This is a genomic window from Crocosphaera sp., from assembly GCF_030064895.1.
Taxonomy (GTDB): domain Bacteria; phylum Cyanobacteriota; class Cyanobacteriia; order Cyanobacteriales; family Microcystaceae; genus Crocosphaera.
This window is the reverse complement of sequence record NZ_JASJEB010000044.1, coordinates 26,545-42,658: the sequence shown is the minus strand read 5'-3', so window position 1 is coordinate 42,658 and position 16,114 is coordinate 26,545. Positions and strand designations below refer to the sequence as shown.

The following is a 16,114-nucleotide window of genomic DNA, read 5'->3' as shown; positions in this document are numbered from 1 at the left end:
TGATTATTTTTGCCATAATTTGACTTATAATAATCTCCCCTGCCCCCTGCTCCCCACTCCCATGCAATCCCAAATAGGATCTTTGTGATCTACTGACACTTAGAACGACGGGGTTTCTACCCAAATTTTCTGATGATCATTGATTGACCATGTTTGGGCGGCTGCTTCTGGCTATTCTACGGATAGATATGAAGGATTGATAAAACGAGGTCATTAGGAGAGAATCCGCTAAAATAAGAAATTAAGAGACAGTCTCCGCAACATTAGTCTCCAAAAATTTGGGATGTCAAACTAATAAATGGAATTCCCAAAATTTGGATTATTGACACTTCTTGAAAAGATAATAGGAGAAGACTATGACCCAAGGAATTAATGAAAATGAATCTAAAGAAAAATCGATAAGTCTTTCTTCAGTTAGTGATTCAGTATCTAAGGATGATTCATTAGGATTTAAGCCTTATGTTAGTGCGATTGCTGAATTTTTGGACAGTCCTAAGACTAAACCTCCATTAACTCTTTCTATTGAAGGAGAATGGGGAAGTGGGAAATCTTCTTTCATGAAGCAATTGCAAGATGAACTAGAAAAACTCGATAAAAAGAAGCAAAACAGTGAGTTTAAAATTGTTTCATTTAATGCTTGGAGACATGATAAAGCACAGGCTTTATGGGCTGCTTTTGCTATTTCTTTTCTGCAACAGATATCTCAACCCCGAAATTTCGGCGAAGTTCGTCTAACAATATATGGTCATATCAAACTATTTTTCTTCCGGTTTAACTGGAAAAAGAACTGGGTTGAATTTTTTCAGGCGGCTTCTCTTAGCTTATTTATTGTTAGTGTAGCTGGAACAATTCCTATTCTATTTTTTACCCAAGGAATAGGAAGCATTCAAGCATTTTCAGATCAAGGTAAATGTATTGATGAAAAAGGAAATAATCCTAATCCAGGAACACAGAATAAAGAACAAAAAAATGCCAAGACTACTCCAGAGAATAAACAAGTTAAACCGCAACAAGATAATCAAGGAACTAAAGCAGAAAATAATGGCAAACAGGATAAATCTTCTTCTAACAATCTTTGTGGGATACAAACTTTTCTATTAATGAGTGGCGGAGTAACAGCGTCAGCTACTGGTGTTGTTAGCTTATTAATTCGTCTAAGGAACTTAATTGGTGATCCTAAACTAGATTTGACTAAATATTTAAAATACCCTAATTACGATAGTCAAGTGCCATTTATTGAGAAATTTCATGAAGATTTCTCTAAGATTGTCAAGGCTTATACTCCTAAAAATGGCAAAGTTTACGTTTTTATCGATGATCTAGATCGTTGTGAACTAGCTAAAGCGGCTGATTTGATGCAAGCATTTAACCTCATGATTGCTAATGATCCTCATATTATTTTTATCCTGGGAATGGATCGAGGGAAAGTAGCGGCCAGTATTGCCTTGAAACAAAAAAATTTGCTTCCTTATCTCCCTTCATCTTCAGTGGTACTCGATACAGAAAATCAGAAAGATCAAGCTGAATCAAAGGGACTTGAATATGGATATGCTTTTGTTGAAAAGTTTGTTCAATTGCCTTTCCAAGTGCCTCAACCCACTCAAGATAAATTTGAGGAATTTTTGGCAGAACTCTCGAAAGATACTCAATCAGAAGAATCTCAACATAGCAAGGAATCTACACCAAAATCGCAGGAAAATTTTTTTTTTAAAGGAGCAAAATGGTTCAACTCGTTTTTTCGCCAAAATGGGACAGCATCCTCTAATTTACAGGGATCAGATTCTACTGAAACAAATCCCCTGAGCAACCCTTCACAAACTGAAGAAAAACGAACAACAATATTCAAAGTAGTTGATGGTAAAGATTCTGCAATCCTTCATTCTATCCTTAAGATGGTTGCTCCCATACTCGATTACAATCCCCGTCGGTTTAAGCAGTTTGTTAATTTATTTCGCTTAAAAACTTACATTGCATCTTATACAGGACTCTTTGATGAAGTGGTAACAAATGGGCAAACGCAAGATGATTTAACTTTACGACAATTGGCGAAGTTTACTGCTATATGTTTAAAATATCCACTGTTCCAAGTCGATTTGGAAAAAGATTTAAAGTTGTTGGCAAAACTCGAAAATTATGCACTTGGTAAGTTGCCTAATGATTTACCTTCTCATTTATTCGAGCAATTCAAAAATTCCTATGATGACAAGACAAAATTCTGGGCCAATAAACCCCAAATAGTTCAATTGCTTCGGTATGGTTGTGATCCATCAAAAGAAGAATACGATCTAAAACGCTATAGCTTGTCAAAAATACCAGTAGAAAAACTTTTACAAGTTTCTCCAGATAGACGCGTTGACTACACTAAATTGCGTTACTTCTTAGAAGCAGGGAAATGGAAGGAAGCTGACAAAGAAACTGCTAATGTCATGCTCAAAGTAACTAACCGAGTGTCTGAAGGATGGTTAGATGTTGACGATATTGAGAACTTCCCCTGTGATGACTTACGTACTATCGATCAACTCTGGGTACACTACAGTAACGGAAAATTTGGCTTCAGTGTCCAGAAAAAAATCTATATGGATGAACTTGGTGGAACAAGACAGTATAATGAAAAAATCTGGTACGAGTTTTGCGATCGCGTCGGTTGGAGAAAAGGAAGAGACTATGTGAGTTACTCAGACCTCACCTATGAATTACTAGATACTACACCTGTTGGACACCTTCCCTGGTGTTATTCGACCGGTGGTTATAAGGCATCAAACAAGTGGGTATTATTCACTCGAGCAGAGGCTTGTAGGCTGTAGTGCGACTCGTTGACTAGAAATCAGCCTTATTTCCTCATAAAAAAGAGAAATACTAGAGAAAAGAATTAAAAATTAATTTATCCTAACCAACTGCCCCAACTCCCTAACCTTTTCTTCTTGTTTTCTTCTGGTTAAAGTTAACTGTTTATTTAACCGATCTTATTTCTCTTAAAAACTCAACCATTGTTCCGTTGTCCCTTGTCCAAACTGGTAACGAATACGGAATACTTCAGGGGATACCTGATAAGCAAAGTAGACACCAAGACGGTATCAAGGGGGGATGGGAAGAAATCCTCTGTAAATAATAATTGTGACTAAGATCAATATAAATATAGAACTATAATCACAGTCATAATTCATTAGTTAGAAGTAAGATTAGTTTTAGTTGATTATACCGAAAATCAAGAATGATTTTCTCCTAGAAATAGTTGAAACTATCAATTTACATTAATGATTTCCCAAATTAGGTTAACTATCATGTATCCACAAGAACGTATTTTTGCTAACGAACAACGTATTAAAAAGCTATTACAAGAAATGGCGGAAAATGATTATAAGTTAAAAGAAGCTATAAAAAGGGTTGAACAAAATAAAAAACTAGATAGTAATATAGACAAACCTATACACGGAGAGAAAACTCAAACAGACTCTTTATATGAATTGTGTACTTAATTTTTTCCTATCAGTTAATTTTCTCTTGCTAGTGATTCATGAATGTATATGTTACTTAAAACTCAGCCTCAGTCTAGTTAATTTTTGTTAATATCTATATAATTGTATACACGTTGTTTATTTATATAGATATTTATCTAGACAAATTATTTTAATCTATACGTTTATATATAAGTGTATCTATACAAATTCAAGTTTGTTATCTGGTACGTGAAAAATGGAATTCTGATGGAACAATTTTTCTGACTAAACATTGTATATAGAGGTATATAATTACTGTGTAGTTATTTATCTATAAAACGATATTTGGGCAAATACTCAAAAATTGAATACTCTAGATTTTATGTTATTATACTTCTACTTTAAATTGTTTCGTAGATAATAAATAAAAACCATGAGTTTCTCTAATAATCTTTTTAATGAACCAATACCAAAAGGGTTTAAACTAATTATTTCTGATCACCACGACTATATTATAAAATACAAAAGAACTGGAATGGGATGTATGAATATCTTTCTAATCTTTTTCTTAATCTTTTGGCTGTTTTTTTGTATTTTTTTTACTTGGGGTTTCTTATCTACATCCATATCAATTTCACTAGAATACTTAAAATCTTTACTTCTGATATTAGTAATATGGAGTGTTGAAATTATTTTTTTTCTAGAACTTATAAGATTTTTATTTTGCCACAAAACATTTTACTTTAATCAAAATCAGCTTATAATTAAAACCAATATTTTAGGGATTCAATGGCAAGATATTATTCTAAAAAAATCTATCAAAGGAATTTATCAAGTTAAAGACGGTGGTGAAGATGAGGATACTTTCACTAGTTGGGGTTTAGAAATCATTGCCCATGATAAGATCACTTTAATCTACAGGCAGCCTTATAAAAAAAGTTATTGGCTTGGAAAATTTATTGCTCACTGGTCTGGTATTGATTTCAGTTATTATAATCGTAAAGACATAAAGTTTATAACTTCTCTATTTAACAAATATGATCAATAATTAAGGGGTATCTGTCTAATAGACATCTCCAGAATATAAACTAAGAGCCTAAAAGATTATTGTAACTGAGCTTTGGCAAAAATAATTCTAATTTAAAAACCTTATCTTTTTTTCTGAAATTGCATTAGGAGACATTTTGGACGAAAAATCAGGATTTCAGGGCTTTGCGATAGCAAAGCTAATGTTACCCAAAAAGCTTTATATTAAAAGCTTACAAATTTTTGGAGATGTCTAATCCGAACTTATGTCAAAATTATACCCCCCATGATGGAATGGGGGAATAATTTTGCTAGTTATAAGGGTTTTCTGGATAGTAACAATATACCAAAATGCTAAAAACAAGCAGCCAGCAATATTCCGCTATGTTTAAACTAATTCAACATGAGAATCATCCCCTACCATAAATCTTAAAGCTTTTGGTCGTTGAGGGGCCATTTCTAGTTTAGCCCTTTCTCCAATCAAACTATCAACAATTCTTTGATCAATTTCTACGATTTGTGCGCCTTCTAATAAAACACTATGTTCAATATCTGCATCAATTAAAGTACATCTATCACCAATGCTGGTGTAAGGACCAATAAAACAATTTTCAATGTGACAATTTTCTCCAATAATAACAGGACCGCGAATGGTACTATTAATAATTGTTGCACTCTCCTTAATATTAACTCGACCACTTATTTTACTCTTTTTATCAATATTTCCTGCTTTTTCAATGGTTAAATTGGTATCTAAAATAATGCGATTTGCCTCTAGTAAATCGTCTTTTTTCCCTGTATCTAACCACCAACCTTGTAGTTGTATCGATTCAACAATTTTATCGGTATTAATTAGTTCTTGAATAGCATCAGTAATTTCTAATTCTCCCCTAGCTGATGGTTGAATATTATCAATAGCTTGATGGACAGCAGGAGAGAAGAAATAAACCCCAACTAATGCCAAATTTGAGGGAGGATTTTTGGGCTTTTCAACTAGCTTTAATACTCTTCCTTTTTCATCTACCACAGCTACACCAAAAGCAGTGGGATTAGAAACAGAACGTAATAAAATTAATTCGTCTAGATGCTGATTTTTAAACTTGTCTAAAAAGATATTGATATCATCTTGAATTAAGTTATCTCCCAAATACATAATAAAGGGAGAATCTCCTAAAAAGGGTCGCGCTACTTTTACTGCATGGGCTAACCCTAAAGGTTCATCCTGTAATATATATGTAATATTGGCTCCAAACTTTTCACCTGAGCCAGTTTTTCGGCGTATTTCTTCTCCTGTTTCGGGACTAATAATAATACCGATTTCGGTTATTCCTGCTTTGACAATTGACTCGATTCCATACCATAAAATGGGTTTATTGGCAACAGGAACTAATTGTTTTGCACCTGTATGGGTAAGAGGTCTGAGTCTGGTTCCTTTTCCGCCGGAAAGAATTAATGCTTTCATAGTTTTAGGTTAGTTTTTATATAGTTTGATTAGCATTTCTTTAAGAGAATCACGCCAATAAGGTGCATTATATCCTAATAAGTTGGCTATTTTTTTACCCGATAATACTGAATAGTGAGGTCGTTTTGCTGGTGTTGGATATTCCTCAGTTATAATGGGGTTAACTTGCTTGATATTTAAGGGAAAACCAATGTTTTTTCCTTCTTCAAAAATAGCTACAGCTAAATCATACCAGCTTGCCACACCACTATTAGTAAAATGGTAAATCTCTCGAGTTTCTGCTAAGTTAAGGTTAGTTAATATTTGGGTTATGGTATGAGCAATGTCATAGGACCAAGTGGGACTGCCAACCTGATCAGCGACTATACCAAGTTGTTCTTTTTCCTGACCTAAACGTAACATAGTTTTGACAAAGTTGCCTTTACCTTTTGTCCCATAAACCCAAGCTGTTCTTAAAATAAGATAGCGATCGCCGTTTTTTTTGATACCTTGTTCTCCTGCTAATTTAGTTTGTCCATAAACCCCCAGAGGATGAGTAACATCTGTTTCTAAATAAGGGGTATTTTTTGTGCCGTCAAAGACATAATCTGTGGAAATATGCAGTAAAAATGCTCCTATTTTTTTAGCTTCATCTGCCATTATTGCTGGTGCGATACCATTAATAGCAAAAGCTAAATCTGCTTCACTTTCGGCTTTATCAACAGCGGTATAAGCTGCGGAATTGACGATAATATCAGGTTGGGTTTCTTGGATAATTTTTCTGATATTTTCGGGAGAGGTTAAATCAAGTTGCTGACGGTTAGTAGCAATGATTTTTCCCATGGGTACTAAGGTTTGTTGTAAGTCTTGGCCGACTTGTCCATCACTGCCAGTTAACAAGATTTTGTGCATTATTTTTCTGGGGTGAGAAACTATTTCTAATTCTACAAGGTTGGTGTCAAAAAGTGAAGCAACATTAATTAAGCTGCCAATAATGATAAGTTTGTTGCTTGTTTTCAATGGCTATTGCAGCTAAATAATTATGTTCAGGAGTTAGATAAAATAGATTATAATTGGTTTGATTTGATTCTGGTAGTCTGATAAATTTTCTCGGTTCATGGCTAGATATTTCTACTTTGTCTAATCCTCCACTTATTCCTTTGCCAATAGCTTTTAAATAAGCTTCTTTACCTGTCCAAAGTTTAAAAAATTCTCTATTTTTTTCTGCGGATGATAGTTTGCTCATTGCTGCAAATTCTTTCTGGGTAAAAAAACGTTTAGCTAAATTTTCTACTTCTGACATAGGGCGCATATATTCTATATCAACCCCAATCAAATTTTGACAAGTTATGCCATAAATAGCGATGTTTTCTGAATGGGATATATTAAATTGTAAATTAATTTTATTGATATTTTCTAATAGTTGTGGTTTACCATAATTATTATATTGAAAGTTTATTGTTTGGGGACTAATTGATAAGTACATACTTAAAATTCGTTTTAAACTACTCCTAGCTATAATAAATCTTTGTTGATGTTTTTCAAAGCTAAATCTTTGGGCTTTATTTTTTTCTTCTTCGTTTAAAATTTTGAAACTATCTTTAATCTTTATGTCTGATTGTTCTAAATATGTTTTCCAAACATGAATATTTTGAGAGTTAATTTTGAGATTTTGAGGAGGATATTTCCAGTTTATATTCATAATTTAATAGTTATCGATTCAAAAAAATTTTAATTTTACTAATTGGTCAACCAATAGCTAAATTAAAGCGAAAAGTAGTCCCTTGGTCAACTTCGCTTTCAACTTCAATTTTTCCTCCTTGTAATTCTACCAAACGACGGGTAATAGCTAGTCCAATACCTGTTCCTCCAGAATACCGTGAACGAGACTTATCTGCACGCCAAAATCTTTCAAATACGTAGGGTAAATCTTCTGCTTTGATTCCTATTCCTGTGTCAATAATTTCCACCCAAACTTGTTTATTTTCTGACCATGCTTTAATAGTAATAGTCCCTTTTTCTGTATAACGAATAGCATTACCAATTAAATTAACTAATATTTGTTCTGTGCGATCGCTATCTGCTAAAACTGGTGGTAATTCTTGGGGACATTCTAATTTAATATTTGGACCATCATCCATAATCTGATCGGCAAATCTTTCTGCTAAAGAAGTTAGTAAAGGAAGAATATTAATAGGATATAAACTAATAGAAAGATAACCGGCTTCTGCTTTAGAAAGTTCTTGTAAATCATGAATTAATCTTTCTAGTCTTCTGGTTTCTTTTACTAAGTTTAAATATAGTTCGGGAGAACCTTCTATAGAACCATTGGCGAGTTCTTCTAAATACCCTCTCATAATAGTTAAAGGAGTGCGTAATTCATGGGTCATATCACTAATTAATTCTCGTCTTCTTGTCTCTACATCTTGTAAACTACTGGCCATAATATTGAAGCTTTTTCCTAATTGATTCCATTCAGGAATATCACTATCCGGCATTCTTTCTTGTAGATGTCCTTCGGCTAATTTTTGGGTAATTTTTTTCATTTGATTGAGGGGTTTTATAGTACGACGGGAGACAATATAACTAACGCCTCCAGCAGCACTAACACCAAAAATAACCGACCAAAATGCGCTATTATTCCAGGCAGTTTCAAACCCTCTAACTAAATAAGTTCGAGCAGAACGAACAGTAAAAAATCCTTGTTGTTCTAACTTTTCTAAGCGAACAACAAACATTCTAGGTGAGGAAATTTTGGCAATACTAATAAAACTTCCTAACCCCACGAACATAACTAATAAATGGGATAAAAACAGGCGAGTTCCTAAACTTAATTTTGACATTTTTTTACTCAATTTACTTTGATTCAACTTTATAAAGACTGACCAATTTAGCGATAACAACTGCTGGATAAATTTGTCCGACTAATGCTTCTGCATTGGTTAAAATCATGGCGAAAGCATTATTGGGAGTAATATCACCATAGCCCAAAGTGGTTAAGGTGGTAAAGCTAAAATAAAATAGCGATGAATGACTAGCTTCTTTAGGAATAGATAAAGCATTGGGGTCAAAAAACATAATAATTTGGTAGAAGAAAAACCAGAGAATTCCTAACAATAAATAAATACAAATTCCCCCGCGAATTACATCTAGATTAACTTTTTCTTCGTTATAAATCCTCGAACTAATAGCAATAATAACTATCAAAATAAAAATACTATAAAGACTGTGAGATATAAAAGAACTTACCTCAGTTAAATAATCAGCGTTAGGAAAAACAATAACATCAGCAGTAAAGCCAAATGCAGCCAAAAATCGCAACGATAAAATTGTCCTTTTCGGTAAAGCTAAGGTATTTAAACCTAATAATAAAGTAATCAGAAAAACTAGACTTACCAATAAATTAAGGTTACGGTTAAAAGAAGCAAAAGGAACCAAAAAAAAGACGATTACTAGATCAATAAATAATCTACTGTAACCAGTAGTTAAAGAATAGATTTTTGGTGATTGTTTGATTGTTGTCATGGTTAAATCTTAGATAATTTAATAGATAAAAAATATAGGATTTCTCATACTTGTGGAGGATACAGTTTTCTAGTTTTAGGAGTTCGGAGTTAGATATTTGGTGTACATATTTAATCCGAAAAACCCTGTGAAAATTATTTATGTTCATAAAGACTAACTAACTTAGCAATAACAACTGCTGGATAAATTTGTCCAACTAAAGCTTCTGCATTAGCTAAAGTCATGGCAAAAGCATTTTTAGGAAGAATATCACCATAACCCAATGTTGTTAAAGTAGTAAAACTAAAATAAAATAGAGAATCCTTACTTATATTATCAGGAAAAGAAAAAGCATTAACATCAATAAAAACCAGTATTTTATATAAGAAAAACCAAAAAATACCTAACAGTAAATAAATACAAACCCCACCCCGAACCACATTTAAGTTAACTTCTTTTTCATGAGATATTCTCGAACCAATAGCTAAAATTACCAAAATATAGAAAATACCATAAAAAGAATAAGACATCAAAGAACTCAAGTCAGTTAAATATTGAGAATCAGGAAAAATTATAATATCAGAAATAAATCCTAAAGTAGCAAAAAATCGAAACAAAAAAATCACTTTTTTAGGAAAATCTAAAGTATTTAAACCAAGCAATAAAGTAACAAGAAAACAAAAACTAACTATTAGACCCAAAGAACGATGAAGAGAAGCAAAAGGAATCAATAAAAACAGTAAAATCAAGTCAATAAACAAGTATTTATAGCCATTAGTCGGAGAATAAATTCTAGAAGTTGTGTTCATGATTATGATGAATTAAATAGACGGAAGCATCAGATAAATGATAGTTTTGAGCCATCATGAAAGAAATCTTTTGAAACAAATTATTTAATTTAGGTATCTTTTAGGAAAATATTTGTTAGACTAATCGGGATTACATCTCAAATCATAGCAAACTCATATTGTCCGCCTATCCCTCTCTGATCCAGGATCATGTTACTGTCTCTATCAAACGCCTTTATCAAAAGACCGGTTTTAAGTACCGTTTGTACCATCGTGATCATCCTTCTGGGAACTATTTCTATGGCGGTTTTGCCCCTGGATAAGTTACCAGAGATCGCCCCGAAAAAAGTAGCTGTTACCGCTAACTATATCGGTGCTGATGCTAAAACCACAGAAGACAACGTTACCACCGTATTAGAACGAGAAATCAACGGAACCGAACAAGTACGCTGGATCGACTCCTTTACCGATAATACCGGAAACGTCACTGTTAACGTAACTTTCCCCACAGAAACAGACCGCAACACAGCACAGGTTTTAGTGCAGAATAAAGTTTCTCAGGCTGCCTCCGACTTGCCCTCGGTGGTAAACCAAGCCGGGGTAAAAACCGATAAACAGTCCCCTAGTATTACTTTAATTTACGCCTTTTACTCAGAAAAAGGACCCGACGGCCAATATCTCTACGATAAAACCTTTTTATATAACTACGTCGATCGCTACATCTGGAACGAGATGAAAGGGTTGCCCGGTGTGGGTTCAGTAAGTTTATTTGGTGGGGCAAAATATGCCATGAGAATATGGCTGAACCCGGATAAACTCGCTGCTAGGGAACTAACGGCCATAGATGTGATCAATGTGATCAACGAACAAAACTTTGATACTGGTGTGGGGAGAATAGGACAACAACCCGCCCCCCCTGGACAACAGTTTGAAATACCCTTACGGGCCCAAGGACGATTTAGAGACGCTGCTGAAGCAGAAGAAATGGTGGTCAAAGTGGGAGACGATGGCACTTTGATCCGCATCAAAGACGTGGGACGGGCTGAGTTAGGGATGGAAAACTATGACACCTTAGTAGATGTAAACGGTAACCCTGGTGTCGCTTTTTTGATGTATCAGTTACCCGGTAGTAACGCCCTGGAAACCGCAGAAGCAGCTAAGGCCAAAATGGCTGAGTTGGAACCCAGTTTTCCCCCAGGTTTGAAAGTAGTTATCGGCTTAGATAACACTTTATTCGTTAACGCTTCTATTCAAGATTTAACAGTTACCCTTTTACAAGCGATAGCCTTAGTAGTATTAGTTATCTTCGTCTTCCTGCAAGACTGGCGAACCACCATTATTCCGGGTATTGCTATTCCTGTAGCGTTGGTAGGGGCGATGATCGGTTTAAATGCGTTTGGGTTCACCCTCAACCAGTTAAGTCTTTTTGCTTGTGTGTTAGCTACTGGGTTAGTGGTGGACGATGGGATCGTTATCGTAGAAGCAGTTTCCAGTAAATTAGCCCAGGGAATGCGGCCTACACAAGCAGCAATGGACTCCATGGACGAACTATTTGGGGCGACTATTGCCACATCGGTGGTGTTAATGGCCGTATTTATTCCCGTGTGTTTCTTCCCCGGAACCACAGGGATCGTTTATCGACAGTTTGCTTTAACGATTATTTTTGCCGTCCTATTTTCCACCTTCAACGCCTTAACCTTCTCCCCCACCATGTCGGCCATTTTGTTGGGACCACCGGAAGAAAAGCATGGACCACTAGCCCTATTTTTCAACGCCTTTAACCGCGTTTTCAACGTCATTCAAGAGGGATATCGTGTTTTTGTTAATTTCCTCACCCATATCCGCATTGTGGTCATGGCCTTGTTTGTGGCCGGTTTAATAGCCACAGGTTGGATGTACACCACCATGCCATCTGGCTTTATTCCAGCAGAGGATCAAGGTTACTTTTTCGGTATTACAGAAGCTCCTCCAGGAGTCTCTCTCAACTATACCAACGCCATCGATCAACAAACCACCAAAATTATCCAAAATATGCCCGATGCAGATCAAGTGTTGGACCACGTGGTAAGTCTGACCGGGTTCTCTTTTGAAGGAAGAAACGCTAATAAGTCTATTACCTTCATCAAGCTGAAACCCTGGGAAGAACGACCCGGCCCCCAAAAATCAGCCTTTGGTATTATTCAATATCTCAATAGGACCTTTGCTAGAGAAGTTACCGGGGCAAGGGTGATCGCCTCTAATGCGCCAGCTGTTGACGGTTTGAGTAACTTTGCTGGTTCAGAAATGTTTATCCAGGATCGTCAGTTGAAAGGGATGCCCGTGTTGATTGATAATGTCAGAAATATGATGGCAGCAGCCAACCAACGAGAAGAGATCGGGGTCATTTTTACCACCTTTACTTTTGACAGTCCTTTGACCACAATGGAAATAGATCGGGCTAAGGCCAAAGCCCAAGATGTTCCCGTTGACGACGTTTTAAGAACCCTACAAACCTATATAGGGTCCAACTTTGTCAATCAATTTGTTTTTGAAGGTCGTCTCTATCGGGTTTATGCCCAAGCAGAAGCGGAAGATCGGGCTAACCCTCAAGATATTGGTGAGTTGTATATGCGATCGCTCAATGGGTCAATGGTGCAACTGAGTAACATTGTTAGCGCAGAATCTACTACCTATCCCCCCATTCTCACCCGTTACAAAACCTATCCGGCCGTTAAGTTAATTATTTCGCCGGCACAGGGGTATAGTTCAGGTCAGGTGATCACAACCATGGAACAGGTGGCTAATGAGACGCTACAGCCTGGTTTTGGTTACGAATGGACCAATACAGCAGCCGAGGAAAAAAGTTCGGCAGGGGCCGCCCCCGTTGTGTTTGGCTTAGCCTTTGTGATGGTATTCTTGGTGTTAGCAGCGCAATACGAAAGCTATATTGACCCCCTGATCATCCTCTTAACGGTTCCTTTGGCTATTTTAGGGGCGTTGGGAATGATTTGGTTACGGGTAACATTTGTGCAAACTGCCCCCTTTAACCCTGGTAACGGTATCTGGCCGGTGTTAAATAATAATATGTATGCCCAGGTAGCGTTAGTAATGTTAATCGGGTTAGCAGCCAAAAATGCGATTTTAATCGTAGAATTCGCTAACCAGTCCCGTGATCTGGGGATGAGTATCACCCAAGCTGCCATTAATGCTGCTGAACAACGGTTACGCCCCATTTTAATGACGGCAGTTTCCTCTCTGGTAGGGTTTGCTCCCTTATTAAGTGCTTCCAGTGTGGGGGCAGTTAGTCGTTGGTCTCTGGGAACGGCTATTTTTGGAGGTTTGGCCCTAGCAACGGTATTAAGTTTGGTGTTGGTTCCTGTTCTCTATATTGTGGTCAAGAACTTTGAAAAATATATCTTGGGGGGTGGGGATAATGGAACCCCTCCTGGAAATACAGGAAATGGCAACGGAAGAGGTAAAAAACCCTCTCCTACCGCACCAGAAGAAGAACAAACCCCTGTTTTTCAAACTTCTCCTCAAGGGGAGTAGTTTGGAGTGTGGGGAGTGTGGGGGATGGGGAGACGGGGAGACGGGGGGACGGGGAGTGTGGGAGAGTTGGATTTCTAGTTAAAACCATAATCCCCAACACCGAATTCCGAACTCCTAACTCCGAACTCCTAACTCTTCTCAACTGTAACGTTTATGTTTGTCCAGATAAATATTTAAAATGGAGTAAATAAAATGTTTAAAAAATGGACTTTTAATGATTGGATGAATCACATTCTTTTTGTCGGGACAATTATCTTATTAATTTACTCTTTTCTGTAAACAAGGAGACGAAAATCATGAACGCTAGAAAGGTTATTTTTGCTGGTATTATCACTGCTTTGATCGGTGCTATGTTTGGATTAGCTGTCACTAGAATAGCACAGCGGCCACAACGTAGAAAAATTATGTTGGTTACTGGTGCAACTTTAGGCTTTGTTATTGGTGCATTTCAAGAGTCTGTTCAACAACAAAAGAAAATGAGAGACGATGATTATGGTGATGTTAACTCTTGGAAATGATTAAAACTAGAGCAAACTCTATATTTTGAATATTGGGAATGTTTCAAATAATAGATATACTCGCAGTGTAATTAATGGCTGATACAATAATAAAAAAGTTTTGGTGAGGTAGTTAATCTTTTATCATCAGCCTTTCTATTAACATATAGATAATTTTTATTGTCTTTGCGATCACAGGATTTTGTCATGTCTACAACTCGTTTAGTTAAAGATTCACAACTTACCCTAAAAAATGATCAAAAAGGAGATAGTGATTTATCTTCAAAAGATGCTGACTATTCCTTGTTACGTAAAGGACACAAAATTCTTCTATCAAAGGATGAATATGAAGTATAATTTAGTAAACACAATAAATAATGCCTAATATTCAAAATACTATTGATTACTTTTCTAGTGATTATCAAAAAAGTTTTTTCCCTTTATCAACCAATGAAATAGTAATTAAAAATGCTGGAGAAGAATTGTATAAATATATTTATCAAAAGTTATTAAAGGATGATGATGCACAAGAATATAATTTTCTTCCACAAATTCGTTGCTACAGTGCGAAACATGATATGCACTTAAGAAGGACGTTCAAACTTAACCCAGTAGCCGAATTTTTTATCTATGATTTCGTCTATCGGAATAGAAAATATTTTAGAAAAGATTTTAAGAGAAATAGACGAAGTTTTGGTCATAGATTTGAACAAGGTAAACCAATTTCTCTTGCCCTAGCTTATCGCGAATTTAAAAAATCTGTAGCTGAAGCTAATCAAGATTATAAATATTGTCTGAAACTTGATATTTCTGCATATTTTAATAGTATATATCATCACGATTTAGTTCAATGGTTTGAACAAATTTCAAAAGAGCCAAAAGAATCAGAATATTTAGGTATTTTTTTAAGACAAATTAATTCAGGAAGAAGTATTGACTGTCTTCCTCAAGGGATACATCCATGTAAAGTAATAGGTTCTGAATTTTTAAAGTTTATTGATAATTCAATACGATTGAAATGTGAGCTTTTATTAAGGTTTATGGATGATATATATATTTTTACTAATAACAATCGGGTAATTTATCATGATTTTTTATTAATTCAACAGATGGCTGGAGAAAAAGGGCTTAATATAAATAGCTCAAAAACAAAATATGGTGATCCTGGTATCTTAGAAATAAGTGAAAAAATAGAAGAAGTGAGAAAACAATTGCTCAGAATGAGAACAGAAATGATCTCAGACTACTATGAAAGTGAAGAAGAACCACATAATTTAACCTTGAGTAATGAACAAGAAGAGTATCTTTACTCTCTGCTTAATAATTCTGAACTAGAGGAAGCAGACGCAGATTTAATACTTACTTTTATGAAAGAAAATGGAAAAGATGTACTTGATAATATTAAAATTTTTCTCTACAAATTCCCTAATTTAATTAAAAAAATTTATTATTATTCTCCTTTTATTGATAATAAGTCAGATTTATTAGAGATAATTAGTGAGTTTCTTGATGAAGCTGAAATAGTAACTGAAGAGCAATTATTTTGGATAACAAAAATTGTAGAAGATGGTCTAAGAACAACAGTGGAATATTCTGATTTACTTATCAAAATTTATGAACACAAAAATTCTTCAACAATTTCTAAAAGTAAGATTTTAGAAATACCTGAAAATCGTTTTGGTATGCCTGATTTAAGAGAAGAGCATCTCAAAGAAGGTAAAGCAGACTGGTTATCTTGGGCTTCTGCTGTTGGTTCTCGGTGTCTTCCTAAAAGTCAGAGAAATTATCTTCTTAGTTATTTCGGGAATGTATCTCCCATAAATTATTTAATAGCTGAAACTGTTAAAAAACTTTAAAAGAAATAGGTAAGGTGGGCATTGCCCACCCTACAGG

Annotated in this window: 13 protein-coding genes; 7 read left to right on the top strand and 6 right to left on the bottom strand. The window is 35.2% G+C overall.

Annotated elements, in window-relative coordinates; translation table 11 throughout:
* Positions 1-356 precede the first annotated feature (356 nt).
* The 3 genes from QNJ66_RS12000 to QNJ66_RS11990 all read left to right on the top strand — a co-directional run bounded on the left by QNJ66_RS12000 (position 357) and on the right by QNJ66_RS11990 (position 4,485).
* Complete coding sequence (locus tag QNJ66_RS12000) at positions 357-2,804, top strand: GUN4 domain-containing protein (RefSeq protein WP_300506942.1); 2,448 nt, start codon at positions 357-359, stop codon at positions 2,802-2,804.
* 477 nt (positions 2,805-3,281) lie between these two features.
* Positions 3,282-3,476 (top strand): hypothetical protein, encoded by a 195-nt coding sequence (locus QNJ66_RS11995; protein ID WP_300506940.1) that lies wholly within the window; start codon positions 3,282-3,284, stop codon positions 3,474-3,476.
* 394 nt (positions 3,477-3,870) lie between these two features.
* Entirely contained in the window at positions 3,871-4,485 is a 615-nt protein-coding gene (locus QNJ66_RS11990) for a hypothetical protein (protein WP_300506938.1), read from the top strand.
* Positions 4,486-4,851: 366 nt separating this feature from the next.
* Here QNJ66_RS11990 and QNJ66_RS11985 read toward each other — a convergent pair whose 3' ends face one another.
* The 6 genes from QNJ66_RS11985 to QNJ66_RS11960 form a co-directional block, all read right to left on the bottom strand.
* On the bottom strand, positions 4,852-5,925 hold the full coding sequence (locus QNJ66_RS11985; RefSeq protein WP_300506936.1) for a glucose-1-phosphate thymidylyltransferase: 1,074 nt from the start codon (positions 5,923-5,925) through the stop codon (positions 4,852-4,854).
* Positions 5,926-5,934: 9 nt separating this feature from the next.
* Positions 5,935-6,816 carry a dTDP-4-dehydrorhamnose reductase gene (gene rfbD / locus QNJ66_RS11980; protein ID WP_300506934.1) on the bottom strand — a complete coding sequence of 294 codons (882 nt, stop codon included), beginning with the start codon at positions 6,814-6,816 and terminating at the stop codon, positions 5,935-5,937.
* A gap of 64 nt (positions 6,817-6,880) precedes the next feature.
* Positions 6,881-7,606, bottom strand: a complete 726-nt coding sequence (locus QNJ66_RS11975) for a 4'-phosphopantetheinyl transferase superfamily protein (protein WP_300506933.1) — start codon at positions 7,604-7,606, stop codon at positions 6,881-6,883.
* 46 nt (positions 7,607-7,652) lie between these two features.
* Positions 7,653-8,747, bottom strand: coding sequence for a HAMP domain-containing sensor histidine kinase (locus QNJ66_RS11970; protein WP_300506932.1), 1,095 nt, complete (start codon positions 8,745-8,747; stop codon positions 7,653-7,655).
* A 13-nt stretch (positions 8,748-8,760) separates the two neighbouring features.
* The gene (locus tag QNJ66_RS11965; protein WP_300506930.1) at positions 8,761-9,429 is read right to left on the bottom strand and encodes a potassium channel family protein; all 669 of its coding nucleotides are present in this window, start codon (positions 9,427-9,429) and stop codon (positions 8,761-8,763) included.
* A 134-nt stretch (positions 9,430-9,563) separates the two neighbouring features.
* Positions 9,564-10,217, bottom strand: a complete 654-nt coding sequence (locus QNJ66_RS11960; RefSeq protein ID WP_300506928.1) for a potassium channel family protein — start codon at positions 10,215-10,217, stop codon at positions 9,564-9,566.
* Positions 10,218-10,406: 189 nt separating this feature from the next.
* Here QNJ66_RS11960 and QNJ66_RS11955 point away from each other — a divergent pair, with 189 nt between their 5' ends.
* The 4 genes from QNJ66_RS11955 (at position 10,407) to drt5 (ending at position 16,077) form a co-directional block, all read left to right on the top strand.
* Complete coding sequence (locus QNJ66_RS11955) at positions 10,407-13,724, top strand: efflux RND transporter permease subunit (protein ID WP_300506925.1); 3,318 nt, start codon at positions 10,407-10,409, stop codon at positions 13,722-13,724.
* A 296-nt stretch (positions 13,725-14,020) separates the two neighbouring features.
* Entirely contained in the window at positions 14,021-14,242 is a 222-nt protein-coding gene (locus QNJ66_RS11950; protein WP_300506922.1) for a hypothetical protein, read from the top strand.
* A gap of 186 nt (positions 14,243-14,428) precedes the next feature.
* The gene (locus QNJ66_RS11945; RefSeq protein WP_300506920.1) at positions 14,429-14,578 is read left to right on the top strand and encodes a hypothetical protein; all 150 of its coding nucleotides are present in this window, start codon (positions 14,429-14,431) and stop codon (positions 14,576-14,578) included.
* A gap of 20 nt (positions 14,579-14,598) precedes the next feature.
* Positions 14,599-16,077, top strand: coding sequence for an antiviral reverse transcriptase Drt5 (gene drt5, locus QNJ66_RS11940; protein ID WP_300506917.1), 1,479 nt, complete (start codon positions 14,599-14,601; stop codon positions 16,075-16,077).
* Positions 16,078-16,114: the final 37 nt, after the last annotated feature.

What these genes read in the sequence shown, in the direction of transcription:
- QNJ66_RS12000 (WP_300506942.1), top strand. Translation starts at nt 357, where the DNA reads ATGACCCAAGGAATTAATGAAAATGAATCTAAAGAAAAATCGATAAGT.
- QNJ66_RS11950 (WP_300506922.1), top strand. Translation starts at nt 14,021, where the DNA reads ATGAACGCTAGAAAGGTTATTTTTGCTGGTATTATCACTGCTTTGATC.
- QNJ66_RS11955 (WP_300506925.1), top strand. Translation starts at nt 10,407, where the DNA reads ATGTTACTGTCTCTATCAAACGCCTTTATCAAAAGACCGGTTTTAAGT.
- QNJ66_RS11945 (WP_300506920.1), top strand. Translation starts at nt 14,429, where the DNA reads ATGTCTACAACTCGTTTAGTTAAAGATTCACAACTTACCCTAAAAAAT.
- QNJ66_RS11965 (WP_300506930.1), bottom strand. Translation starts at nt 9,429, where the DNA reads ATGACAACAATCAAACAATCACCAAAAATCTATTCTTTAACTACTGGT.
- QNJ66_RS11970 (WP_300506932.1), bottom strand. Translation starts at nt 8,747, where the DNA reads ATGTCAAAATTAAGTTTAGGAACTCGCCTGTTTTTATCCCATTTATTA.
- rfbD (WP_300506934.1), bottom strand. Translation starts at nt 6,816, where the DNA reads ATGCACAAAATCTTGTTAACTGGCAGTGATGGACAAGTCGGCCAAGAC.
- QNJ66_RS11975 (WP_300506933.1), bottom strand. Translation starts at nt 7,606, where the DNA reads ATGAATATAAACTGGAAATATCCTCCTCAAAATCTCAAAATTAACTCT.
- QNJ66_RS11995 (WP_300506940.1), top strand. Translation starts at nt 3,282, where the DNA reads ATGTATCCACAAGAACGTATTTTTGCTAACGAACAACGTATTAAAAAG.
- QNJ66_RS11990 (WP_300506938.1), top strand. Translation starts at nt 3,871, where the DNA reads ATGAGTTTCTCTAATAATCTTTTTAATGAACCAATACCAAAAGGGTTT.
- QNJ66_RS11985 (WP_300506936.1), bottom strand. Translation starts at nt 5,925, where the DNA reads ATGAAAGCATTAATTCTTTCCGGCGGAAAAGGAACCAGACTCAGACCT.
- QNJ66_RS11960 (WP_300506928.1), bottom strand. Translation starts at nt 10,217, where the DNA reads ATGAACACAACTTCTAGAATTTATTCTCCGACTAATGGCTATAAATAC.
- drt5 (WP_300506917.1), top strand. Translation starts at nt 14,599, where the DNA reads ATGCCTAATATTCAAAATACTATTGATTACTTTTCTAGTGATTATCAA.